This is a genomic window from Rhizobium sp. 01T437, from assembly GCF_056398505.1.
The window spans coordinates 1-25,130 of sequence record NZ_JBFTPM010000002.1 but is presented as its reverse complement, the minus strand read 5'-3'; the positions used below and the strand labels follow the sequence as shown (position 1 = coordinate 25,130).

Here is a 25,130-nt window from a genome sequence, read left to right as displayed (position 1 = left end):
ATGCCATGCAAACGACAGGTTTGAAGCCCGAGAACATTCCGGCGTTGATGGACGGTGTCCTCAGAGCAAATACCGCCCAGACTGGCCGCTTTGATGCCTACCTGCCCTCTCCCTGCATCCAGAACCATGCCGCCAATCTCGCTTTTCTGGCCGATGGCACGCTGACCTGTGTCTGGTTTGGCGGCACGATGGAAGGCATGGCCGACATCTCGATTTACATGTCGCGGCTGGCACCCGGCGCAGATCGCTGGTCCGAACCGGAGAAAATGTCTGATGACTCGGCGAAATCCGAGCAAAATCCCTTGATTTTCAATGCGCCAGATGGTCGGGTCTGGTTGCTTTACACCTCGCAGACATCTGGCGATCAGGACGGCGCAGTTGTCAAATGCCGGATTTCCGAAGATGGTGGCAAGAGTTTTGCTCCGCCCATCATTCTCTGCGACCTGCCCGGCACCTTCGTGCGCCAGCAGATTGTCGTTAATGGCAAAGGCGACTGGTTGCTTCCCATCTTCCGCTGCATCAGCCTGCTCGGTCAGCGCTGGAGCGGCGATGCCGACACCGCAGGCGTTCTGATCTCCCGCGATGCCGGAAAGAGTTGGCAGATGAAGGAGATAGAAGGCAGTCTGGGCGCCGTGCACATGAATGTCGTGCCGCTCGAAGGCGACAGGATGAGCGCCTTCTTCCGCGATCGTTATTCGGAGAATATTCGCGCCTCGCTGTCATTAGACCAAGGCGAGACCTGGAGCGCGCCGGAGCCGACCAATCTGCCCAACAATAATTCCTCGATCCAGGCCGTGGGGCTGACGGACCGGAGAATCGCGATGGTTTACAACCACAGCAACGCCGCGTCCTCCGATGCGCGACGCCACTCGCTCTATGACGAAATCGAAAGCGATAAGGCGCCTGTCGCGGAAATTTCGAGCATGCCGACCAGAAAGGCCATCTGGGGTGTTCCGCGCGCGCCGCTCAGCCTTGCAGTTTCTGCCGATAGAGGTGGTCATTTCGAACGCAAGTTCGATCTCGATACCGGCGACGGTTACTGCCTGAGCAACAATTCGAAGGATATGCTCAATCGCGAGTTCTCCTATCCCTCCATCACACAGGGACCAGATGGCGCGCTTCATGTAGCCTACACCTATTACCGGCGCGCCATCAAATATGTGCGTCTTCCATTGGAATCAATTGCTTAGAAGCAATCGCAAGTGCCGACAGCGCATGGGGGAGGCCGAATGTATGAAACACTTCGGCCTCCCCCATGCACGTCCTTATTTTTACAAATACACGACAAGCGATTGGCAAGCTGGCTCGACTAGACGAACCCATTGTCGCATTGCAATAATAATCGTTATATATCAATTATTTAATAAATAAAAAGACCATGAAGAACACCTCCAATTTGCCGAGAATTGATCGACAGACGAGAAAAAACCTTATTCATTCTTGCCAAAAACGATGGGACAGGATAACAAATTTACATCATTGGCGGTCAAGTCCGTCGCGCATCGGGAGGACCGTATATGGTCAGTTTGGATTCACCTATTACCGTTGTCCGGCCACACCTGATCGAGTTCGGTGTCGGAACTGCGGGGAAGTTGGGCGCCTGGGCGGCCGGCAAGGGCTATTTCCGAACACTGGTTGTCTCGGATGCTTTCAACGCCGCACGCATCGATATGTTGCAGCTGAAGGGCGAGGTTTCGGTCTTCTCCGATGTGACGCCGGAGCCGGATATTGCCAATCTCGACAAAGTGCTCGCCGCGGCAGAAGCGACACAGGCTGAGCTCATCGTCGGCTTCGGCGGCGGAAGCGCCATGGATCTTGCCAAGCTCGCTGCCGTACTTGCCGGCTCGCAGCAGACGCTTCGCGAAGTTGTCGGCCCGAACAAGGTGCAGAAGGCGCGCAAGGCAGCGCTCGCGCAGGTGCCGACCACATCGGGCACGGGCAGCGAGGCCGGGATCCGCGCGCTCGTCACCGATCCCGAGACCAAGGCTAAACTCGCGGTCGAGAGCCTTCACATGCTCGCCGATATCGCCGTCATCGACCCGTCGCTGACCTTCTCCGTTCCCGCCCGAACCACTGCAGCAACCGGTGTCGATGCCATGGCGCATTGCGTCGAGGCCTTCACCAATCGCAAGGCGCATCCGATGATCGACATGTATGCGATCGAGGGAACGCGGCTCGTCGGCAAGTATCTTGCAAGAGCCGTCCGCGACGGTTCGGATGCCGAAGCCCGTGCCGGGCTTTCGTTGGCCTCCCTCTATGGCGGCTTCTGCCTTGGTCCGGTCAATACTGCCGGCGGCCATGCACTCGCTTATCCGCTTGGCACCCGCTGGCATGTCGCCCATGGCGCGGCCAATGCGCTGATCTTCCCGCATGTTCTCGCCTTCAACACGCCGGCGGTGCCGGAAAAGACGAAGGCGGTCATGGAAGCGCTTGGCCGCGACACATCCGATACCGTCAAATCGGTCTTCGATGCGGCCTATGCCTTCTGCGCCGAACTCGGTATCGAAATGACGCTCTCCGGCCTCGGCGTGCCGGAAAACGATCTCGACGCCATGGCCGACGATGCTTTCGCGATCCGCAGGCTCCTGGATAACAATCCGCGCGACTTGACGCGCACTGACATACGTTCGATCTACGAAGCGGCCTATTGAGGCAGGGCTTTCAAGAGGAATTAGACTGATGGACAGAAATGCAAAAGTCGCAGTAACCCTCGGCGACCCTGCCGGCGTAGGCCCTGAAGTGATCGTCAAGGCGCTGGCCGCACTGCCGGCCGCAGAACGGCGCGATTTCGTCATCGTTGGTAATACCGAAGCGTTGGAACGCGCTGCGCGCGCCACCGACGTCAGCCTCAATTTTGGCCCCTCCGCCTCCGGAGATGGAAATACCATCGCCGTCGATGAGGTGCCGCTTGGCGCCCCCCTCCCCGAAATCGGCAAGGTCAGCCCGGTCGCAGGCGACGCGTCCGTTCGCTACATCGCCCGCGCCGTCGATCTCGCAATGTCGAAGGAGGCCGACGTCATCGTCACGGCGCCGATCAACAAGGAAGCCATGAACCTCGCTGGCCATCATTTCGATGGCCATACCGGCCTGCTGGCGCATCTGACCGGTTCCAAGAGCTCCTTCATGTTGCTCGCCTCCGAGCGGCTGAACACCATTCACGTCTCCACCCATATCTCGCTGAAGGGTGCGATCGAGCGGGCCAAGACCGAGCGCGTGCTGGCAACGATCGAAGCCGGCCACAATCACTTCATGCGCCTCGGCAAGAAAGCTCGCATCGCCGTTGCCGGTCTCAACCCGCATTGTGGCGAAAACGGCCTCTTCGGAACTGAAGACACAGAATTCCTGGCGCCTGCCGTGGAACTCGCACAGGCCAAGGGTATCGACGTGGTCGGCCCGATCTCCGCCGACACAGTCTTCGCCCGCGCCTATAACGGCGCCTTCGATCTGGTGATCGCCCAATATCACGACCAGGGCCACATTCCGATCAAGCTCGTCGCTTTTGAGACCGCCGTGAACGTCTCCCTCGGTCTGCCGATCGACCGCGTCTCGGTCGATCACGGCACCGCCTTCGACATCGCCGGAACCGGCCGCGCCAACCACGTCAACATGCTGTCAGCCATCGCTTATGCGCGGCTGATGGCGAGGTCGCCGCGCGGGGCCACAGCGCTGGCCTCCTAAGGGTTTTAAATTTCAGCTCTTGGCCAACAAAAGCCCGCGTGAGAGCGGGCTTTTCCGTCGGTGGATCGGCCTATTCAAGATACGCACGCGGGACTGGCAACCGCTTCCTCGGCCAGACAGGATACAGACTTCTATCGTGACCACCGTGCTATGATTTGGTCTGTATTTGCCAGCACCTTGCGGACTGCGTTACGCGCCATGTTCGGTCGCTGCAATCGGATGCTTTTCTCAATATTTTCATGAAGTTTCAACACGTATACCAAGTCGTCTTCCTCACGCGTGACATGAGTGAAGAGGTGGTTCAGCGCCGATTCAATCAATACGCCGAGCGGCACCAGCAGATCGTTGCCAGAGGCACGCAAGATCGCGATGTGAAATCGCGTATCAGATTCTGTTCGCTGCTGGAGTGATGTCGCGTGACCCATGTCATGCAAGGCCTGACTGATCGCGTTCATTTGCTCTTCAGTTCGGCGCTCAGCAGCAAGCGCAGTCGCTTCCGGCTCGATGATATGCCTCAGCTCTTGCACGGTCCTCAGAAACGATTCGCGATCGGGTGATGCGGCATACCAGCCCAATACATCCCGATCCAACAGGTTCCAACGTTCCTTGGGTTCGACCCAACTGCCGATTTTCGGGCGGGAAGAAAGCAGGCCCTTGGCCATCAGCATCTTGATCGCTTCGCGCACCGCCGATCGGCTGACTTCAAAAACTTGCGACCATTTTGCCTCGTTTGGCAGGATCGTGCCGGGCGGATAGTCACCGCGCACGATTCGGAGGCCGATCTCGCCCGCCAAAGACACGTGAACACTCGCCCCAGTCATGCGGGGAGCAATTGGGCGCCTTGTGGTGGCTGAGCGGTCAACCGTCACCACCTCGACCAGAGTCGTCGGCTTTCCCGATTTCTTGTCAGGCATCTATTTCTACTGCCTCAGCATTCTTTCGACTGTCTGCACGTATTATCAAAACAATCGTAATAACGAGGAAGTCGCCTGCGATTGGATCCGGCACAAAGCTCGGAATTCAGGGCGCGTCAAGCCCTGCAGATCTTTCGATCCGTCACGTGGAGGCAGTCGGCGCACCCTTGTACCGGGTGCGCCAAACCGCGAGCCTACTTTTGAATGCAGGTATCGACTGTGTCCTTCGTGCACTCATCGAGCCCGGTGAATACCGGATCTTCAACTGCCTTACCGGCAATCAGATCCATCATCACCGTAGGTGCCTTATAACCCATCTCGAACGGCCGTTGGCCGACGAGTGCAGTCACCAGGCCTTCTCTCGCAATAGCAACCTCGTCACCGATCGTGTCGGCAGCACCGATGACGAAATCGTTGCTGGCGATCTTGTCGGCCATCGGCTTGAACAGGTCACGATAGGGTTGCGGCGCACCGAACAATGGCCAACCGCCCATGATGCCGAATGCGTCGAGGTCGGAATTGGCCGCGAGAATATCGGTCATTGCCTGCACGCCCTTGGCACCGTCGTCATTGGTGAAGACCGGGCAGCCTGCGACCTCCGTCCAACCGCCCTCGCCTTTCAATGCGGTCAGGCCTTTCTGGCCAGTGAGCGTGTCGCGCATGCCCTGGGCGCGGCGTAGAATATTGTCTGCTCCCGGATTGCCTTCGATTGTGCAGATCTTGCCGCCCTTTGGCTTGGCCTTCTTGATGTATTCGCCGATGCGTGCGCCCATCAGATAGTTGTCGGTGCCGAGATAGGTTTTGCGCAGGGCTGCATCCTCGGCTGCAAGATCGGCATCAAGCGTCATCACCGGAACCGTCGGATTGGCGGTCTTCAGGGTCTGGGCGATGAGCTTTGCATTTGACGGCGAAATCGCGATTGCAGCCGTGTCTGCCTTGCCCAACATATCCTGAACGATCTGCGCTTCGCCGGCTTCATCCGATGTCGATGCCGGACCGGTGTAGAAGCACTCATATTCCGCAGTCGGGTTTTCCTTGTTCCATTTCTGGCAACCTTGATTGATCGCTTCGAAGAACGGATTGTCGAGGCCCTTGACGACGATGACGAGTTGCTTCTTGGCCAGGGCCTGCCCGGCGGTCAATGCTAAAACTGCGGCTGTAAGTAGTAATGCCTTCCTCATGGTTTCCTCCCTTGAAACAGACGGGCACGGCATGCCCGCCACACCAAATCAACCCGGATACCAGACGATACGAGGCTCCTCCTTCGAACGCTCGTATTGCCACGCCGAGTCGATAAGCATTTCGAGATCGTAGTTTGGCCGCCAATCCAGCAGGTATTTCGCCTTGCTGTTGTCCATCCAATTGGAATGAAAGCGGCTCGGTATCTCGACGGAGCCGAGATTTCGCGTGCGCGACAGGTAGGCGGCGACTTCGGCATAGTCGACAGGTCGATCCATGCAGATATTAAAGAGTTGCCGCTCCGCCCGAGGGTTGTCGATCGCTGCCAATATTGCGGATACGAGGTCATCGACATGCACGAAGTTGCGTTTCAGCGGGCGGCCGTCAGCATCGAGCAGCAGCGGCACCGTACCCGTAGCCGCATAGCCCCGCGCGGCTTCTTCCGGAACGAGTGTCTTCCAGTCCGGACCGCCGAAGACGTCATCTCCAAAGGACAGCGAATACTTGAAATCGTCCTTTTCCATGATCCAGGGCGCACGCAGGCAACAGCCATTGAGGCCGTACTGAATGCCAAACTGCTCCAGCATGACCTCTTCCAGAACCTTGGAGAGCGCGTAGCTTCCCGGATAGGCGCAATGGGGTGCGCTCTCGGTGATCGGCCCATTGTGGCGATAGTGGAAGTGCCCGATGCCCGCATCGCCGCCGATCAGGATGAACTGGCGTGCCGTGACGCTCGCACGGAACTCCTCAAGCAGCCAAAAGAGACCTTTGACCGTGACATCCATGATGTCTTCAGGCGTTTCCTTGCATGTGGCGAGATGCACGACATGGGTAACATCAGAGAGCGCTGCGGCCACAACATCGCGATCGGCGATCGAGCCGCGGATGACTGCGACACGGTCGGTCGCCTCGCACAAACGGTTATGACAAAGCGCGCGAATACGGGCTTTGGAAAATCTCGGATCGTCAAGCAGCCCAGCAATGAAGCGCCGCCCGACCTTGCCCGTCGCACCGGTAACAAGGATCAGCATGCTCTCTCTCCCAGTGATAGCTAATATTCGGACGCCACATCCGTCAAATGATATTTGTCCGACAAAACAGATTTTTGTTACAAATGGGGCCAACACCTCGGACAATGAGTTGACGCTGTCGCGGGGTTTTGCGTAAATGCTAATAATCGCTTWTCCTGGGAGGATATTGGAAAGGCGAATTCGCTTGAGCCTCGCGTCGAACCAAGCCGGGTTCGGGGCGAACGGATAGCTACAAGTTTTTGGGAGGCCAGGAGGCTGGTGGCGGTTCTCGAGCTCACCAATATTTCCAAACATTTCGGTGCCATCCAGGCCGTCAACGATGTTTCGTTTTCGCTTGAAGCGGGGCAAGTGGTCGGCCTCATGGGTGATAACGGCGCCGGTAAGTCCACATTGGTTAAGATGATCGCCGGCAACTTTCGGCCGAGCCACGGAACCATGCGCCTCGATGGCGCCGATCTCGTGCTTCATCGGCCGAAGGAGGCACGGCTGCATGGCATCGAGATCGTTCATCAGGATCTGGCGCTCTGCAACAATCTTACGGCGGCAGCGAACGTATTCCTTGGACGAGAATTGCGCCGCGGCGTATGGCCTCTTCGCATCCTCGACTACAAGACCATGTACAAGCGCGCCGGCGAGATATTTCGCGAACTCAAATCCGAGACGCGGCCGCGCGATCTCGTCAAGCAAATGTCGGGTGGACAGCGGCAAGCGGTCGCGATTGCTCGCACGATGCTGTCGGAAGCGAAAATCGTGCTGATGGACGAGCCGACAGCAGCCATTTCCGTGCGCCAGGTGGCCGAGGTTCTGAATCTGATCCGCCAATTGCGTGACCGAGGCATTGTCGTTGTCCTGATCAGCCACCGCATGCCCGACGTCTTTTCGGTCGCAGACCGCGTGATCGTGATGCGGCGGGGCAGAAAAGTAGCCGACAAGCCAATTGCGGCAAGTTCGCCGGAGGAAGTGACGGGACTGATCACCGGCGCCATCGAACAGGTGTGATCGATGCTATCCGTTGCAGCAGCAAGAAAGAAGGTCGACGATGGCGATTACACTTGACCAGACGATCGGACAGAAGCAACGGAGTTGGCTTGCGGCGATCTTGGGCGGCCAGACATTCTGGGTTCTGATTGCGGTCATTCTCGCCTGCATTTTTCTGTCTATGGCGACAGACTCCTTTGCGACGGCAAAGAACATCTACAACATCACCCGCAACGTCACGTTCGTCGCAATTATCGCGCTGGGCATGACGCTGGTCATCATCACCGGCGGCATCGATTTGTCCGTTGGCTCTGTGCTTTGCCTGTGCAGCATGGTGCTGGCGGTCGTCATGCACGCGGGATACAGCATTGAAGTCGGCATCGCCGCCTCGATCGGTACCGCTCTTTTGGTCGGAGCTTTCAACGGCCTGCTGATTGCCTATCTCGGCTTCCCGCCTTTCGTCGTCACGCTCGGCATGTTGTCGATTGCGCGCAGCCTTGCGATGGTCGCGTCCAACAACACCGTCGTTTTCCAGTTCGGGCCTGATCACGACAAGCTGCTGGCGCTGGGTGGCGGCGCCTGGCTTTTCGGGATCGCCAATCCAGTGCTTTACATGGTCGTGCTGGCACTCATTACCGGTTTTGTGCTGCGCTGGACCAAGTTCGGCCGCTATGTTTTTGCCATCGGTGGCAATGAGCACGCCGCGACACTGACGGGCGTTCCCGTGCAGAGGATCAAGGTCATCGTCTATATGATTTCCGCCCTGTCGGCGGGGGTTGCCGGCATCATCCAAACCGGTTGGCTCGGCGCCGTCACCACAAATATCGGCGCCGGGATGGAACTTCAGGTCATTGCCGCCGCGGTTATTGGAGGCGCCAATCTGGCCGGCGGCGTCGGCACCGCCTTTGGAGCATTGATCGGCGCCGCGCTCATCGAGGTTATTCGCAACAGTCTTGGCCTGCTCGGCATCAACGCCTTCTGGCAAGGCTGCTTTATCGGCGGTGCAATTGTCCTTGCCGTTCTTTTCGACCGAATTCGCAACTTGCGACGCGACGAGTAGGCGAACCTGGTCCCACATCCTCGAGCCCACGAGACCGGCATGATGAATTATGTGAGGGTCGCCTGAGTGAAGTCTGCCGGACGCAGACACTTGGCCGTCGCTGCCGCCGTAGAGGCGAGCGGAACACGCTTGCCTTGGCGCTTGGATCGCTTGTGCGTTACTGCAGGCTCCCGTCGCCGCCGCGGTCGGCGGCCTTGAAGTCCGCCATCACCCTATTCAGGAACTCGTTCTGGCTGACCTTGCCGTCACCGTTGGCGTCGGTGGCGGAGAATTGCTGGACAGTCAGAACTCCGACAACTTCGTCAGAGTTCAGGCTGCCGTCCTTGTTCTTGTCCAGGCTCGTGAAGGCCGATGTCATGAAGGCTTGATATTCGGATCGGTCGACCGCTCCATTCTTGTCACGATCGAGCCGGTCCATTTGGCCCTGGTTCATAGCTACCGGTTGATTCTGCGCGGTGGCCACAATGGCGGTAAAAAAAACGAATCCCGTCAGCAGGACTACTCTTTTCATAATTCCGACCTTTCGCGTCAATGACATGTCAAGGCACTGCCGCCCGCAGCGCCCAGCGTGGCGCCGCCGCCAACAGCCCAGAGCTGCCCGGTCCCCGCGCCAATGGTCGCACCAAGCAATCCGCCAACGACCGCGCCGCCGACCGTACCGGCGATGCAGCCGAACTCGTTACTGCGTCCTGCTTGGGACGTCGAAGCAGATTGGCAGCCAGACAAGGCAAGGCAGCCTAAGAGAGCAAGACCTATCGTGCACTTGGTCATTTTTTCCTCCAGTATATCCGTTCACGTTTAAGACAAACAGGCGGAGGCACCGTTGAGTGGCGGCGGTCGAAAACAAGCTTCTGAGTATGTTCCTCATGTGCGCGAGATTTTCTGCTGATTAGAAGCAACTCACAGACGAAACATACAAAGCGCGCGCCAAAGCTGCAACGCTACTACTGAATACTACCACTGCGCATGGGCGAAGACAACACCTGCGCCTATCTCCACCGCTGATGTCCTGTCGAAGCGAGAACAGAGCGCTGGTTTCAGCGCTCCCAGACCGGATGCGGTCCCGCTCCTTTCTCGTTTAAAGCGATCGTCGGTCCACCTTAGCCGTGAAGCCGGCGTAACAGCACGCCAAACCGTTCTTCAGGCGCGTATGCCTTTAGATCGGTCGCCGGCTTGTACGGCAGATTGGCCTTTTGCCCGCTCCTTACGTCAGTGGGACTACAACCGAATTCGCGCCGGAAAGCACGGCTGAATTCCGTCCCATCGTTGAAACAGTGTTGCTCAGCGATCTCGATGATACGGCGTTGATCGGTCGGGTCACTCAGCGCCGAATGTGCATCGAGCAGGCGCCGATGCTGAATATAATGCATGACGCCACCGAACGGTTCAAACAGGCGATAGAGCCGCGAGCGTGAGACGCCAAGTTCCCGACGCAGGGACTCTGCCCCAAACTTCGGATCGAATAATCTGGCCTGGATAATTCGATGCGCCCTTTCGATCAGCACCGACGCAATCGGCTCCCGCGCTTCCTCTATTCGGTCTCGAGACGGCGACGCACAGGCGAGTATCATTGCCCGCGTGGCAGCCACCAGTGCTGGAAGTTCAGCTTCGTCAATCACCGGCAACCGCTTGGCAAGGCCAATCATGTAGTCCGTGAACAGCCGACCCATTCCGGTGCTGAGATTGGAGAATTCCGCGGCATTCAGGGCGCCCGTTACTTCGGTGCAAAAATCACGCGGAACGAACAACATCAGCATTTCGCTATTGGTGATATTCCCTTCGAAGGGTCGGCCAAGAGGATGGACCTGAACCACACCCGCACCGCCTTCAAATGTCCTGGCCGGTGCAATGGTATTCACGCAACCGTAAAGTAACGTTGTCAGCGTCCAGTGATCCAGTGGATCCCGTCGTGTGTGTCCGGGCAGGCTGACGAATCCCAAAGCGTCGGTCTCGATGCGAGAGAAGGCAAGGCAACCGAGGTCCCAGGTCACTTGCTTGCCGCCAAAGCCGACTGTCACGTCGTCCGGTTCGTCGAACTCGAGCATAGGTGCAAAGTTGTTGCGCCAAGCTTCAAACTGGTACCCTGGGGGAAGATCGTGTGTCGTGAACTCATATGTGGGCAGGTGCTTGGGGCCACATGCTCCTTGTTCGGGCTCAACTGTTGTTTGCTTCGACGCCGCGGGCTTTGCATCTGAGATTGTGCCGTTGGGCAATATATCTCGTCCAATCGCGCCTTCGGCTCTCATAGCTTCACACTCCCAATAACTAGGAGAGCACGCAACCGGTCGCCTACCGCGGCTACGTCAACTGGAATCAAGCAAATCACCCTTTTCCGAAGATGCTGCTCCGACATCGCTCCACCCCGGCGACCAGGTACTCACCCCTGCGTAGCAATAGTGCATAACACAATTAATCCGTATTGTTTAGATGTTGCTTACATCCAAAGCTGCTCAGGGATCGCCTGGCACAACTGCAACGCCGACGTGGTTAACAACATGCGAACGCTCGCATGCCACTTCTGGGTGGTGCTCGGAATAGCTTGGACCATCCCTGCACGTCAGCAGAAAATGGCCGGCACATCTCTTGGGCGTGCGCAACAGGTCAAACTGATCTCTATTCGCTCTACGTCCCAAATCTTGGCAATCAGTCCATTTCTATGTGGAGTGGTAGGGAATTTCTTGTTCGCACAGTGGTCTGCAATATATGTTTTCTCCGTGCGACGATGCTATCGCCTTGGAGATCCAGATGAAAAATATCTCCTGGACTATCCTTGCCATCTCTCCTTGGCTCGTCATTTTTTCAGCATTGCCGAGCCGCATTTCAGCGCAGGACACCCCTCCTGTGGGCCGGCCGGCCCCCGTTGTCGTGGTGCAATCGGTTGTCGATGGACCGGTTGAATCCCCGAGTGAGAATATCGGCCGCGTAGAGGCTCTGGAGGCGGTGGACGTTCGCGCTCGCGTTTCGGGTTTCATCGAGGAAGTCGCATTCAGTCCGGGCGCAGCCGTAAGCGAGGGCGACATTCTGTTCGTCATTGAGCCTGCGCGTTATGAAGCTGCCGTCGCCACTGCCAAGGCGCAGGTCGCACGTGCCGAGGCAACCCTTCAGCAGGCCACGGATAATCGAAACAGGAATGCGGAACTTGTCCGACGCAGCACCGTGGCGCGCGCCGCCTATGAAGAGTCCCAGACAGCCTTTGAGATTGCGACCGCCGACCTTGCCGCAGCTCAGGCAGGCCTCACGAAGGCTGAACTCGATCTTTCCTACACGCGCATAACAGCGCCGATCTCGGGCCGCATCGGTCAGGCGCTTTTTACCRAGGGCAATTTCGTTGGTCCGGATGTCGGAACACTTGTCCGATTGGTGCAGGTCGATCCGGTGCGCGTTGCCTTTTCTGTCACCGAAGGAGACATCACTACCTTTCGTCAAAAAGACGCGGCGGAGATGAAATCGACAGCCAAGGCCATAAAGTTGAGCCTAAGGTTACCGAACGGCAGCGTTTACAATCAGGATGGTATTCTGGAGTTCCTATCGCCAGAAGTCGATTCTAGAACAGGAACAGCAACCGTCGGAACGATATTTCCAAATCCCGAGGGACTGTTGATGCCTGGCCAGTTCGTCAAGCTCATCGTCGGTAGCGCCCAGCAGGCTACGGGGCCATCCGTGCCCCAAACCGCCGTCCTGCAGGACCGCGACGGTCGCTTCTTATACGTGATGGGCGAGAACAATATTGTTCGGCAACGCCGTATCGACACCGGGGCGAAGGTCGGTGATCTGTGGGCTGTCCGACAGGGTGTGAAATCGGGAGAGAAGATCGTTGTACAAGGGACCCAACGGCTCTCCGATGGCATCGCTGTCCAGCCCGTCGAGCAAGATGCTGGGAAGCAGCCATGATTTCGGGTTTCTTCATCTCCCGTCCACGGTTCGCAATTGTCGTCGCCATTATCTTGTGCCTTGCCGGCGGCCTATCAATTTTCGGGCTTCCCATTGCCCAATATCCCAACATAACGCCGCCAAGCATCACGGTTTCGGCTTTCTATCCCGGCGCCAATGCCGAGGTTATCGCAAAGGTGGTCGGGGACCCGCTGGAGACGGCGATCAATGGCGTCGATGACATGATTTATATGTCATCAAACAGCTCCGATGCCGGTACCTATACCCTAACGGTGACCTTCGCGGTCGGCACCGATCCCAACCTCGCCCAGATCAACGTCCAGAATCGTGCTCAGCTTGCGACCGCACAGTTGCCGGCCGCGGTCTCCCAGCAGGGGATCACCGTGCGGGCCCGCTCCCCTGATTTCCTGGTGGCCTTCGGCTTCTATTCCCCGGATCACACGCTCAGCGAACTCGACATTGCCAATTACCTCTCCATGAATGTGACAGACGCCCTATCGCGCGTCCCGGGTGTCGGCGAAGCGTCGGTGATGGGATCGTCCCAATATAGTATGCGCATCTGGATGGATCCCGTGCGCATGGCAGCGCTCGAGATAACACCGGATGATGTCGCATCGGCAATTCAAGCCCAGAATATTCAGGCGTCAATCGGCCAGGTCGGCGGTCCACCTTCGCAAGATAATGCGAAGGTTCAGTACACGCTGGTCGCCCAAGGCCGACTTGAGGAGACCGAAGCCTTCGGCGACATTATCGTAAAGACCGGCCAGGCGGGCGCTCTCGTTCGCATTCGCGATATCGGCCGGGTCGAACTCGGGGCGCAAAGCTACGCGTCCAGCGTGAGAGTGAACGGAGCTCCTGGTGCAATGCTCGTCGTAAATCAGGCGCCGCGCGCCAATGCGCTGGGTACAGCAGATGCGGTGACCAAGGAACTTGAAACTCTCTCGCAACAGTTTCCGCGCGGTCTGACCTATGAGCCGGTTTATGACTCGACGCAGTTCGTGCGCGCGTCCATTCGCGAAATCATCATAACGCTCGCAATCACCTTCATAATTGTGGTGGCGGTCACCTTCTTGTTTCTTGGCGAATGGCGCGCCACCATTATTCCTGCGCTCGCCATTCCGGCATCGCTGATCGCCACATTCGCCGTTCTTTATGTCGCGGGGTTTTCAATCAATCTCATCACGCTGCTTGCGCTCATACTGGCGACGGGACTTGTTGTTGATGACGCCATTCTCGTCGTGGAAAATGTGCAGCGGCTCATGAAAGATGAGGGATTGGACGCAAAAACTGCCAGCGAAAGGGCCATGCTACAGGTCACCGGCCCGATCATCTCCACGACGATGGTGCTACTGGGCGTGTTTGTTCCGACGGCATTTCTGCAAGGTATTAACGGCCAGCTTTACCGGCAGTTTGCGATCACAATCTCCGCATCGCTCGTCTTTTCATCTTTTATCGGTTTAACCTTGAGCCCGGCCCTTTGCGCGACCCTTCTCGGCAAGCCGGCAGAACTCAGCGGACCGCTGGCAAGATTCGAGTCCGTGCTCGAAAGGACGCGCAATGGCTATACCCGCGTTGTCAGCGGTCTCGCTCGGCGTATCGTCATTGTTCTTGGCATCCTTGCTGCCACGATCGTCGTAGCAATGTTGCTTTTCCTGAAGGTGCCATCGTCATTCCTGCCGGATGAGGATCAGGGCTTCCTCTTTGTGGATCTTCAACTGCCCAATGCATCCACACTTTCGACCACGGAAAAAACGATGCAACAGGTTGAAGCGGCGCTGCGAGAAACGGAGGGCGTGGCGAAAGTCGTGACGATATCCGGTTTCAGCCTTTTGCAGGGCGGCTCTGTGCCGAATGGCGGCTTCGCCATTGTCATGCTGGATCCTTGGGAAAAAAGAGACGCGCCAAACCTGTCAACAACAGCCTTATTGGCATCGCTCAATGCGCGCTTCTCGACCCTTCCGCAGGCCAACGTCGCTGTTTTCGCTCCTCCACCCATCCCCGGCATCGGGCAGGTGGGGGGATTGGACTTCAGGCTACAAGCACGCTTGGGTCAGTCACCGGAAGACATCAGTCAGGTGGCGCGGGCGCTGATAGCCGCAGCCAGCCAGACGCCGGAGATTGCGATTGCATCCAGTTCATTCTCGGCGGATGTCCCGCGGGTTTTCGTGAATGTCAATCGCGTGCGTGCCGAAAGCCTGGGCGTGAGCGTCGATCAAATTTATTCAACGCTCGGTGCGCAGTTCGGCGGAAGATATGTCAACGATTTCACGCATGACGGCAGATCATTCAAGGTCAACCTGCAGGCGGACAGCCAGTTCAGAACAATTCCGGATGATGTTCTCAATCTGCATGTCAGAAGCCGCGATGGCACGATGGTACCCTTGCGCACTCTGGTAACCCTGGAACCAGATCTCGGACCGTTTTCGCTGTCGCGGTATAATCTTTTTCCCGCCGCTCCTATAAACGGAATTCCGGCTGTGGGAACCAGTTCGGCCCGGGCGATGGCGGCTTTCGAGAGCGCGGCCTCAGAAGTGCTGCCTGAAGGCTACGGCTACGAATGGTCAGGGCTGTCCCTGCAGGAACGGCAATCTGCGGCGCAGACCCCTATGATTTTGGCGCTGGCTCTCATCTTTGCGTTCTTGTTTCTTGTTGCCCAGTACGAAAGCTGGACTCTGCCGGTCTCCATCATCCTCTCGCTCTCCTTTGCCGCTTTAGGCGCAATCACGGCGCTCGTGGTATCAGGACTGGAAAACTCACTATATGCCCAGATTGGTATCGTTCTACTGATTGGCCTCGCTTCGAAAAATGCCATCCTGATCGTCGAATTTGCGCGAGTTGAGCGGGAGCGCGGGCTCTCGATCGTTGATTCAGCGGTTTCCGCAGCGGCTCAGCGTTTTAGGGCGGTGATGATGACTGCCGTTTCGTTTATCTTGGGGATGATCCCGCTGGTGGTCGCAACGGGCGCCGGTGCCAACGCCCGCCAGGCACTTGGTGTCACTATCCTCGGAGGCATGGTGGCGGCAACGACCGTGGGAATATTGTTGATCCCCGGATTGTTTGTCGTTGTGGAACGATTTGCAGAATGGTTTTCCGGCCGGTTCACCCGCCCGCTCAAAGGTGCTCGGGAAGCAGAGGGGCCAGAACAGCGACAGTCGTCACGCTGACCGGCCCAGATTCACAGACCGGTCATCTCGACGACCCTCGCGAGGCTAGTGTCGCGATCCATCTCGTGGATTTCTCGCCTGAGCAATAGACAATGAAGGCAATTAAAATTGGCACACCGATGAAGGCGCCAGGAACACCCCACATGAAGCTCCAGAAAAACACTGCGAAAATTACCGCAAACGGCGAAATCGAAAGAGAAGTGCCAATCAGCAGCGGCTCAAGATAGCTCCCGATAACAAATTGGATCAGGTTGAGCCCCACGAAGACCCCGACCGCCATCGGCCATGACTCGAATTGGGCAATGGCAAACAGTGTCGGCAATACCGTTGCGACAAACGGACCCAGGAACGGAATATAGTTGAGCGTAAAGGCGATCGCGCCCCAAGCGGCTGCGAGTTCCAGCCCTGCCGCGAGCGCGAACATCCAGACGACGAGACCCGTCAACAAACTGGCGAATGTGCGCACGATCATGAAGCGGCGCAATTTCATGCCAATCTCGCGGTTTGCAAGGAGAATGTGCGCACCATAAGGCTGTGCAGCAGGGGTCTTCAGTCTTTCGTTGAAATCGTCAACCTCGAGCAGACCAAGCATGGTGAAGACAAGAACCAGCAGTGCGAAGCCGGCGAAACTATTGACTCGCCCAGCCATTCCCTGCGTGAAGCCGACCAACCACCGTACATCGAAACGGTCGGCGAGCACGCCGGCGATTGCAATGCCATGTCCTTCCAGCCAATCGGTCCAGCTCGCGTAGATGAGCTGGAAACGGCCTGCATTGGTGAAAAGCCATTGACCGAGTTTGCCGAACCCCCAAGTGACCGACGAACTGATGGCGGCAATGATTGCCATCGTTAGAATAAGGGTGAGAAGCAGCGCTATCAGCTGCGGCAACCACCGCTGCAGTGTGGATTGGATTGGACAAACCAACGCGATGAGGAACAGCGAGAATGCAAGCGGAACGAAGATCGCCTGAGCGAAATGAAGAAGGGCAAGAATCAGAATGCCAGTCGCAATAGGTCCGAATTGCCTTTGTCCTGTCATGTTTCACTCCCTATCGGCTCGCCAAACGGAATATCAGGATGCTCATGCGCCGATTGGGCGTCGCCTGGATTGCCTGGCGACTTCGAAAATTTCGATTTCGCATACCTCCTTCTCGCCGGCTCAATGCCGGCGATCACAATGGGTTACGCTTCAGGCGTGAACATCGGCCGTTTATCCAATGGGTGCCCATGCGTGGACGGTATTTCCACCTGTGGTCCAGCCAGGGATGACGATGACTATCTACAATTACGCTGCTGCATCTTTCTGCAGAGCATCGCGTAAAGTCTGCTCCTTGGTCTCATCCAAGGAGGTTTTAAGCACCACACCGCCAAAACCGGATAGTTCCTTCAGCAGCTTATCGGCCGTCATTTCCTGCACCAGCACAAACAACGCCGCATTCCCGGGCTGCAGACTGCTCGCAAGGTCTTTCATGAATGCATCGTCTATGCCGACATCGGTTAGTGCGCCTGCGATGGCTCCCGATGCCGCCCCCACCGCCGCGCCGATGAGCGGGTTCAGAAACAGGACACCTACGAGAAGGCCCCAAAAACTGCCCGATACAGCTCCAGACGTCGTCATACTTACAAGCTGGTTCAGCCTGACTTTGCCGCCCTGTGTCTTGGTTGCGATGACAGCGTCACCAAGTTTGATCAAATACTCCTTCTGCAGTTCGATAAGGCGTCGGCGCACTTCCTCAGCCTTTGCTTCCGTTGGATAGACGATGGCGATGAGACTAGACATGACACCCTCCAAGTTGTGAACCGAACCTTTAGACCTTGACCACGAGGCCACACCGAAAACATATCGCGCGAACGCAGCGAGGAAATTGGCACAGAATCCCAGAGTGATGCGTTGCGTCTCTTTTTGAGTGTGCCGTCGGCAATGCATACGACACTACGGTAGACCAGCGCCGCAATTGACTAAAATCCTATCCGTGCACTGCCACCTCAGCGCCACTTCGAAACTTGTTCTCGAAAAATGTCTTGAGGCGCATAACATCATTGGGAGAAAGACCCTGCGGATCAGTGACGGCAATCCAAGCATCGATATAGTGTTCCGGCGCGTAAACATGGCCATACCCGATCGGAGATGTGGTGGCTGTTGCCATGTCCAGTAAAAGCTGGGTCATTGTGACCAGAGGAAACCAGCGCAACTCAGGGGACACATCCGGACCGCGTGGCATCTTCATCCAATCAGGTTCCCGGTAGAGCGAATGAAAATCGAAAAACGTCACTGGATCGCTGGCATACTGCAAATAAACGATCCGGATCGGCCCCCAGACGGAACCAGGGGTGTTTAGCGCATTATGCTGATTGGTAAATCGAATGATGGAGCCGTCGCGAAAACGCGGCAACCAGGCGGGCGAACCGGGATTGCGATTGGCAGTCACCGACTTCCACGTGCGGCTCTGGAAGGGAGGCCCGCTCCACAACGCGCCCTGAAATGGGTCGGCAACGATATCGAAGAGATCGGCCGAAAGCTCTGAATTCATTGCGCCGAGGCTGAGGCCATGCAGATACAGTTTCGGGCGCTGATCACGAGGGAGTGTGATCCAATAGCGATAGACTTCACGAAACAGCGCGCGCCCCGCTTCTGCGCCGTATGCTGGCTCGACTAACAACGACAGCCAACTGCTCAGGTATGAATACTGTAGGGCTACGCTCGCAACATCGCCCTTGTGAAGGAATTCGACTGTGTCCACTGCCGCAGGGTCGACCCAACCCGTCCCCGTTGGAACAATGACGATCAGAATAGATCTCTTAAAAGCCCCGTTTCGCTTGAGCTCCGCCAAAGCCAACCGAGCTCTCTCCTCAGCGGTATCCGCGCTGTTAAGTCCGACATAAACCCGGATAGGGTCGAGAGCGTTTTCGTGGAAGAAATTGCCAATTTCAGCGCCCGTAGGCCCGGAAATAATGAACTCGCGGCCCCGCCGACCCAGTTCTTTCCAATCGATAAGAGAAGCCGCACTGCCTGTTTTTAGAGGATCACCCGGCATCGCCAGATCATCGTCAATCATGGCGTCGAGCTGCTGGAATGAGGTATCCGCAATCCGCAACGCTGTTCTGAAAAGAAGGCCCTCTGCGATCGACCAAAACAATCCGACCGCAATCAAACCGCCGACGAGAATGGACACTCGTCTTGGAAGAAATCGTTCGAACAAAGCCGCGAGAACCACGCAGGTCAGCCTGAAAATCCGCGCGAACAATACCAGCAAGCCGAACACCGCCAGCGCAATGACAACAAGCTCAAAAGGCTCCGCGCTTTGCACTGGATCGAGCCCCATCAGTTTCCGGATGGAGTTCTGCCACTCGGTGGCTCTCCAAAGAACGATAGCCGCAATTGCGACGCAGATGGCAATAGACGCGATCTTCGCAGTTGTTCGAGTACGCGGCAGCGGCAGCTCCAGATAGAGCCAAAGCCAACGCATCAAGACGCCGATCCCATAACCCAGCGCTGCGCAGAAACCTGCAACAATGCCTTGAACCAGGTACGTTCGTGGCATCAGGCTCGGGCTTAGGGATGCAGCGAAGAAGACAGTGCCGACAACCAAACCGAAAATTGAGAATGATCTCGCCAATGCAATGATTTTCGCCTGCAACTAACCCTCCGCACAGTAGGCGTTAAACTCTGCTACTATAAAGCGTGCGCAGTATTTGCCACAGCGATCAAAGCATCCCAGAATTAGTAATCCACCGCGTCGCGGATGATCGGGCACGTCATGCAATGACCGCCACCACGACCGCGGCCAAGCTCGGCGCCTATGATGGTAATGACCTCGATGCCCTGCTTGCGCAAAAGCGTGTTGGTATAAGTGTTGCGGTCATACGCGAAGACAACACCTGGGGCAGCGCAAACGAGATTGGCACCGCTGTCCCACTGCGTGCGTTCGCGCATATAATCGTTACCACCCGTTTCAACGATGCGTAGCTCCTTGAGGCCTAGAGCATCACGGACAGTCTCGACAAATGTTCCCCTATCCTTGTGCAGTTCGACCGTTCCCGGCGTTGCACCGGGCCGATACGAAAAGGCGGAGATGCCATTGACGATATCGGGATAGAGCAGCACGCAGTCGCGATCGGCAAAGGTGAACACTGTGTCGAGGTGCATCGCGGCACGCAGCTTCGGCATCGCCGCGACAATGACCCGTTCGGCTGCGCCTTGCGCGAAGAGATTGGCGGCAACCTGGCTGATCGCCTGACGCGAGGTGCGTTCGCTCATGCCAATGAGCACATTGCCTTTGCCGATCGGCATGACGTCTCCGCCCTCGAGTGTGGCAAGACCCCAGTCCTTGGTCGGATCTCCCCACCATACCTTGACCTTGCCGGCGAAATCGGGATGGAATTTATAGATGGCGGTGGTGAGTATGGTCTCTTCGTGGCGTGCCGGCCAATAGAGTGAGTTCAGCGTCACGCCGCCATAGATCCAGCAGGTCGTGTCGCGGGTGTACAGCGTGTTGGGCAGCGGCGGCAGCAGATATTCGGTGACGCCAGCCGCCTCACGTACCAGCTTCAGCATCTCGCCGCCGTGCGTTTCAGGGAATTCCTGCGTCGACAGGCCACCAATCAGGGTTTCCGCCAACTCGCGGTTGGACAATCCTTCAAGATAGCTGCGGATCTCATCGACGAGGCCTAGACCGACCTGGTTTGGCACCACCTGGTTGTCGAGGATCCACTTCTTGCCTTCAGGGACCGCAGCGGTTTCAGCGAGCAGATTGTGCATCTCCACCACTTCGACGCCGCGGTCACGCATTTTGGTCATGAAATCGAAATGATCGCGCTTGGCGTTGTCGACCCAGAGAACGTCGTCGAAGAGCAAGGCGTCGCAGTTGGTCGGCGTCAGGCGCTGATGGGCACGACCAGGCGCGCAAACCATCACCTTGCGCAATTGGCCGACCTCGGAGTGAACGCCAAAGGTGGCGGAATCGGCGGCAGCGGACATGTTTAGCCTCCTCTATTTGCTCCATTAAATCGTGATGTAGCCGGTCGATAGCCCGACGATGGCAGCAATACAGCCGACGACCGCAGCGGCGAAAATCGCCCAGTCTACCGAAGTGTTGAACACTTGCTTGTTCTGCTCCCGACGAGCCCAGAAGTATAAGAGTGTGCCCGGCGCATAGAGAAGCGCAGACAGCAGCACAAACTTCAGACCGCCGGCTGCGATCATGAAGAGGGTATATATGCAGGCGATGGCGGCGATGGCCAGATCGCGGGACCTTTCCTGCGGCCGAACGTCGTAGGTCTCCGCCCGCCTCGCAAGCAGCAGGCCAAAAGCCGCAACGAACAGATAGGGTATCAACGACATCGCGCTCGTCAGGTTCAGCATCAGTGCGAAGGCGTCGCGTGACCAGTAAGTGCTGATGACAAAGACTTGGACCACAATATTCGTGAGCCAGAGGGCCGCGGCAGGCACCTTGTTTGCGTTTTCGGTGCCGAAGAGCCTGGGCATGTCGTCCGTTCTGGCGGCGACGAAGAGCACCTCAGCGCAGACCAACGACCATGCGAGGTAGGCGCCAAGCACCGAGACGATCACGCCGACGCTGATGAAGACTGCGCCCCAGTGGCCAACGACCGCTTCCAGAACGCCCGCCATGGAGGGCTGTCCCATCATAGCGATGTCGGCGCGCGGCATTACCGCGTAGGGCAGCAGCGTTACCAGCACCATCAGGGCGCTGACACCGATGAAGCCTATGATGGTGGCCGTGCCGACATCGGATCGGGTCTTGGCGTAGCGCGAATAGTTGCTGGCGCCCTCGATACCGATGAAGACGAAGACCGTCGCCAGCATCGTTGCCCGGACCTGCTGGAACAGCGTGGAATCGGGCATCCCCGTGCCGCCCCAGAAATTGGCGCTGAACATATCCGTCTTAAAGGCGACGATAAGGATCAGGATGAAAGCCAGGATCGGCACAATCTTGGCAATCGTGACCACCGTGTTGATGAAGGCAGCCTGCTGGACGCCTCTCAGGATCATGAAGTGGAATAGCCAGATACCAATAGAGGCGACGACGATGGCGGTCACGGTATTGCCATCGCCGAAGACAGGAAAGAACCCGCCGAGCGTCGACTTGATCAGCACCCAGTAGGAAACGTTGCCGATGCAACTGCCGATCCAATACCCGAATGCCGACAGAAAGCCCGGATAGTCACCGAAGCCCGCCTTGGCATAGGCATAGACACCCGCGTCGAGATCGGGCTTCCGTTCGGCGAGCGCCTGAAAGACCCGGGCCAGCATATACATCCCGCCGCCGGCGATACACCACGCTATGATCGCGCCGAATGGCCCAGTGGCGTTGCCAAACGTGCGGGGAAGAGAAAAGATACCGGCGCCGACCATCGATCCGACGACCATGGCCGTTAGCGCAAACAACGAGAATTTCTGAGTAGAGTCTGAAGTCATGGTGTCCTCCACAAAACTCTATCAAATGTCCGAGTGCGCTGACCGTAACGAGTGCCGATTTGAATTATAGTGTTGTTCGGTCCTCCAGTGGATCAGCATAGAATCCCACGACCATTCTTCGCGTCCCGATTTTCGCGGCAACCTACGAAAACAACGACCTTTTAGGCCGAAATGAAACGCTGCGACCGGCCGAGCCAGCAATGGCGCCAAAGCGTTTCTTTCGCCGCACGCCGTTACGGCGCTCGGTCAGACGGAAATGAGACCTGTTGTGATGGAATAGATCGCTATTGCCGCGCCAAGAGTTGCAACTGCGAACACAATCAATTCGCTTGGGGTGAAGACGGCTTTGCCCCTTTCACGGCGCGCAACAATAAAGAGAATTGAACCGGGCCCATAGATCACCGCCGACAGCAGCAGGTGTTTTGCTCCGGCCGCATAGATCAAGCCCGCAGTGTATATCAGGGCGATCCCGGCACGCATCAGATCCGTCCGGTGGCCAGCCGGATCCCGGTCGTATGTTTCGCCTGACCAGGCAAGTTTAAGCCCGTACGCAGCAACGAGGAGATAGGGAACGAGGATCATCGAGCTCGTCAGCTCGAGCGCAAGTCTGAACGCATATTGTGTAAATAGCGTCAGAATCAAAAATGTTTGGACGACGATATTGGTAAGCCACAATGCGTTCGACGGCACTCCGTTTCGGTTTTCGTGCGACAAAAACTGCGGCATGGTTTCGTGTTTCGAGGCCGAAAAAAGTATTTCTGCGGCGAGAAGCACCCACGACAGGTAGGCGCCCAGAACGGAAATCAACAATCCCAAACTGACAAATACGGCGCCCCAAGGCCCAACGACGCTTTGCAGAACGCCGGCCATGGACGGATTGCGCAGCCCTGCAAGATCGGCGCGCAACATGGCGCCATAGGAAAGGATCGTGACAAGAGCAAGCAGGCACAATACGCCGAGGAAGCCCACAAGCGTTGCCACTCCAACATCGTTGCGATTCCGCGCATAGCGGGAATACACACTGGCGCCTTCGATTCCGACAAAGACGAAGACGGTCACAAGCATCGTGGCGCGAACCTGGCTGGCGACGTTGCTCACACTGACGTCCTCGCCGCCCCAGAAATTGGCAGCGAAAATATCCGCGTGGAATCCCCAGGCAACAAAGGCAATGAAAAGGATAATTGGAATGATCTTGGCGAAAGTCACGATGGTGTTGATCGCGGCTGCGCCTTTGACACCGCGCAGGATGAGCGTGTGAAAGAGCCACAGCAGGATGGACGAGCAGAAGATCGCGATAATTGTGTTGCCGTCCCCGAAGACGGGGAAAAACAAGCCAAGTGTCGACTTTATCAGTACGAAATACGAAACATTGCCGAGGCAGGCAGCCGACCAATATCCAAGCGCAGAGAGAAACCCGAGATAGTTGCCGAACCCGGCTTTTGCATAGGCGTAGATCCCTGCGTCCAGCTCCGGCTTTCGTCGAGACAGTGTCTGAAATACGAAGGCGAGCATCAGCATGCCGATACCGGCGATCGACCATGCGATCAGCGCGCCGAACGGTCCGGTCGCGCGTCCGAAGGCCTGTGGCAGAGAAAAAATTCCGGCCCCGACCATTGAGCCCACGACCATCGCCATCAATGTCCAAACGGAAAAATGCCGATTTGAATCTGAAGTCATTGTCACGCGCTCCTGGCGGACTTGCCGTGTTCCTCGAATTGCCACTTTAGCCTTGCCCTGGAGTCCCGGTAATCGGCATGGAATCCCAAGACTATGCTTCAAGTCCATTTCGACCTGGAATGTCCCGACGGCAATGGCGGGGCGGAGCGGTCCGGGCTATGCTTTGCCAACAGTACGCGCAAATATCTGAATAGCCTGAACGATTGGCCAGAGTTCCTTTCCTCCGATGTTCTGGTTCAGGAGTCATTGATTAGCTTTTGCTGACGCAGGGTGCTGGGCATGCCCGGATGGGGGTGTTGGCCCCGACATAGCACGGTGGTTTGACCACCGTCAGTTTCGCCGACGGAGTACATTCTATGCTCTCGCTGTTTCTATCGCTGCGCTATGTCATCATCGTCGCGCCTTTAGGCCTTTTAAGCGGTGCTGCACTTACGTTCTGGGAGGGCACGCTGACGCTCGGCAATGCGTTCGCGGCCGTTCGCATGGATCCAAGTTCGTCCGTTATCGCGGCAGTGCTGCGTTCTACCGATAAGTTCATTTTCGGCATTATTCTGATCATCTTTGCATATGCGATTACGTTCGGATTCGTTTTCGATGTGTCGGATGATGAGCGTCGAAAAGTGCCGAGGTGGATGCTACTGTCCACAATTAATGAACTGAAGATCCTCTTCTTCCAGGTCATCATTTTGTATTTGGTGGTTCATTTTGCGACGCTCATCGCAGAAACCGAGGGAGAGCTGGAATGGAATACTCTCGTGCTGCCCGGCGCTATCGTCCTGCTCGCTGCCGCAATGAAACTGGTGGCGAGTTCGTCGCATGACGAGAACCGCAGACGAGCGCCACAAAAGTGATTGCTCCGCAGCCTCTCAGCTTAAACTGGTGTTAGGCCTTTAATGACCGATCGGCATTGTTGGATTATCGCGAGGCGTGTCCTGTTAGACGTTCTGCGGCTCACGCCGCGCCAGGAGCGGCCCTGTTCAATAGTTTGATTTAAGCTAGCTCCGACAATCAGAGCTGGGCGATGCAAGTCCCTCTGTAGACATACGAAAGCCCTCCGAGATGGAGGGCTTTTTCGTTTTGATCTCTGCGCGGGCATGATTTGGTTTTGGTTTCAGGCTTTGA

General features: G+C 57.0%; 20 protein-coding genes. 8 read left to right on the top strand and 12 right to left on the bottom strand.

The genetic code is table 11. The features are described from left to right. Window positions 1-5: 5 nt before the first annotated feature. The 3 genes from AC1DM5_RS03560 (at window position 6) to pdxA (ending at window position 3,678) form a co-directional block, all read left to right on the top strand. The gene (locus tag AC1DM5_RS03560; protein WP_477821135.1) at window positions 6-1,190 is read left to right on the top strand and encodes a sialidase family protein; all 1,185 of its coding nucleotides are present in this window, start codon (window positions 6-8) and stop codon (window positions 1,188-1,190) included. Between the two features lie 327 nt (window positions 1,191-1,517). Then, window positions 1,518-2,651 (top strand): iron-containing alcohol dehydrogenase, encoded by a 1,134-nt coding sequence (locus AC1DM5_RS03555; RefSeq protein WP_477821136.1) that lies wholly within the window; start codon window positions 1,518-1,520, stop codon window positions 2,649-2,651. Window positions 2,652-2,679: 28 nt separating this feature from the next. After that, window positions 2,680-3,678, top strand: a complete 999-nt coding sequence (pdxA, locus tag AC1DM5_RS03550; protein WP_477821137.1) for a 4-hydroxythreonine-4-phosphate dehydrogenase PdxA — start codon at window positions 2,680-2,682, stop codon at window positions 3,676-3,678. 131 nt (window positions 3,679-3,809) lie between these two features. Here the strand turns inward: pdxA and AC1DM5_RS03545 are convergent, their stop codons facing one another. The 3 genes from AC1DM5_RS03545 to AC1DM5_RS03535 all read right to left on the bottom strand — a co-directional run bounded on the left by AC1DM5_RS03545 (window position 3,810) and on the right by AC1DM5_RS03535 (window position 6,802). Further along, window positions 3,810-4,592: a FadR/GntR family transcriptional regulator gene (locus AC1DM5_RS03545; RefSeq protein ID WP_477821138.1), complete on the bottom strand. Its 783-nt coding sequence runs from the start codon at window positions 4,590-4,592 to the stop codon at window positions 3,810-3,812. Between the two features lie 194 nt (window positions 4,593-4,786). Further along, entirely contained in the window at window positions 4,787-5,773 is a 987-nt protein-coding gene (locus AC1DM5_RS03540; protein ID WP_029868596.1) for a substrate-binding domain-containing protein, read from the bottom strand. Window positions 5,774-5,821: 48 nt separating this feature from the next. Beyond that, window positions 5,822-6,802, bottom strand: a complete 981-nt coding sequence (locus AC1DM5_RS03535) for an NAD-dependent epimerase/dehydratase family protein (protein WP_477821139.1) — start codon at window positions 6,800-6,802, stop codon at window positions 5,822-5,824. A gap of 258 nt (window positions 6,803-7,060) precedes the next feature. Between AC1DM5_RS03535 and AC1DM5_RS03530 the strand changes: the two genes are divergently transcribed. Both AC1DM5_RS03530 and AC1DM5_RS03525 read left to right on the top strand, forming a co-directional pair. Next, window positions 7,061-7,801, top strand: a complete 741-nt coding sequence (locus tag AC1DM5_RS03530) for an ATP-binding cassette domain-containing protein (protein ID WP_310386138.1) — start codon at window positions 7,061-7,063, stop codon at window positions 7,799-7,801. 40 nt (window positions 7,802-7,841) lie between these two features. Next, window positions 7,842-8,840 (top strand): ABC transporter permease, encoded by a 999-nt coding sequence (locus tag AC1DM5_RS03525; protein WP_113322736.1) that lies wholly within the window; start codon window positions 7,842-7,844, stop codon window positions 8,838-8,840. A 157-nt stretch (window positions 8,841-8,997) separates the two neighbouring features. Here AC1DM5_RS03525 and AC1DM5_RS03520 read toward each other — a convergent pair whose 3' ends face one another. The 3 genes from AC1DM5_RS03520 to AC1DM5_RS03510 all read right to left on the bottom strand — a co-directional run bounded on the left by AC1DM5_RS03520 (window position 8,998) and on the right by AC1DM5_RS03510 (window position 11,086). Then, window positions 8,998-9,351 (bottom strand): EF-hand domain-containing protein, encoded by a 354-nt coding sequence (locus tag AC1DM5_RS03520; RefSeq protein WP_477824356.1) that lies wholly within the window; start codon window positions 9,349-9,351, stop codon window positions 8,998-9,000. A gap of 17 nt (window positions 9,352-9,368) precedes the next feature. After that, window positions 9,369-9,611 (bottom strand): hypothetical protein, encoded by a 243-nt coding sequence (locus tag AC1DM5_RS03515; protein ID WP_477824355.1) that lies wholly within the window; start codon window positions 9,609-9,611, stop codon window positions 9,369-9,371. A gap of 329 nt (window positions 9,612-9,940) precedes the next feature. Next, complete coding sequence (locus AC1DM5_RS03510; RefSeq protein WP_477824354.1) at window positions 9,941-11,086, bottom strand: helix-turn-helix domain-containing protein; 1,146 nt, start codon at window positions 11,084-11,086, stop codon at window positions 9,941-9,943. A 499-nt stretch (window positions 11,087-11,585) separates the two neighbouring features. Here AC1DM5_RS03510 and AC1DM5_RS03505 point away from each other — a divergent pair, with 499 nt between their 5' ends. Both AC1DM5_RS03505 and AC1DM5_RS03500 read left to right on the top strand, forming a co-directional pair. Further along, entirely contained in the window at window positions 11,586-12,731 is a 1,146-nt protein-coding gene (locus tag AC1DM5_RS03505) for an efflux RND transporter periplasmic adaptor subunit (protein ID WP_477974599.1), read from the top strand. Next, the gene (locus AC1DM5_RS03500; protein ID WP_477824352.1) at window positions 12,728-15,895 is read left to right on the top strand and encodes an efflux RND transporter permease subunit; all 3,168 of its coding nucleotides are present in this window, start codon (window positions 12,728-12,730) and stop codon (window positions 15,893-15,895) included. The genes AC1DM5_RS03505 and AC1DM5_RS03500 overlap by 4 nt, the downstream gene beginning before the upstream one ends. 22 nt (window positions 15,896-15,917) lie before the next feature. Here the strand turns inward: AC1DM5_RS03500 and AC1DM5_RS03495 are convergent, their stop codons facing one another. The 6 genes from AC1DM5_RS03495 to AC1DM5_RS03470 form a co-directional block, all read right to left on the bottom strand. After that, the gene (locus tag AC1DM5_RS03495; RefSeq protein ID WP_477974597.1) at window positions 15,918-16,934 is read right to left on the bottom strand and encodes an AI-2E family transporter; all 1,017 of its coding nucleotides are present in this window, start codon (window positions 16,932-16,934) and stop codon (window positions 15,918-15,920) included. Between the two features lie 246 nt (window positions 16,935-17,180). Then, window positions 17,181-17,675, bottom strand: coding sequence for a DUF1269 domain-containing protein (locus AC1DM5_RS03490; protein ID WP_477824313.1), 495 nt, complete (start codon window positions 17,673-17,675; stop codon window positions 17,181-17,183). Window positions 17,676-17,862: 187 nt separating this feature from the next. Further along, window positions 17,863-19,533: an alpha/beta hydrolase gene (locus tag AC1DM5_RS03485; protein ID WP_477824312.1), complete on the bottom strand. Its 1,671-nt coding sequence runs from the start codon at window positions 19,531-19,533 to the stop codon at window positions 17,863-17,865. Window positions 19,534-19,616: 83 nt separating this feature from the next. Next, the gene (gene arcA / locus AC1DM5_RS03480; protein WP_477824311.1) at window positions 19,617-20,873 is read right to left on the bottom strand and encodes an arginine deiminase; all 1,257 of its coding nucleotides are present in this window, start codon (window positions 20,871-20,873) and stop codon (window positions 19,617-19,619) included. A 24-nt stretch (window positions 20,874-20,897) separates the two neighbouring features. Further along, on the bottom strand, window positions 20,898-22,331 hold the full coding sequence (locus AC1DM5_RS03475; RefSeq protein ID WP_477824310.1) for a basic amino acid/polyamine antiporter: 1,434 nt from the start codon (window positions 22,329-22,331) through the stop codon (window positions 20,898-20,900). Window positions 22,332-22,577: 246 nt separating this feature from the next. Beyond that, window positions 22,578-24,008 (bottom strand): basic amino acid/polyamine antiporter, encoded by a 1,431-nt coding sequence (locus tag AC1DM5_RS03470; RefSeq protein WP_477824309.1) that lies wholly within the window; start codon window positions 24,006-24,008, stop codon window positions 22,578-22,580. 356 nt (window positions 24,009-24,364) lie between these two features. On the opposite strand from AC1DM5_RS03470, the gene AC1DM5_RS03465 reads away from it, so the two are divergent. Then, window positions 24,365-24,859, top strand: coding sequence for a YqhA family protein (locus tag AC1DM5_RS03465; protein ID WP_477824308.1), 495 nt, complete (start codon window positions 24,365-24,367; stop codon window positions 24,857-24,859). The last annotated feature ends 271 nt before the right edge of the window (window positions 24,860-25,130 follow it).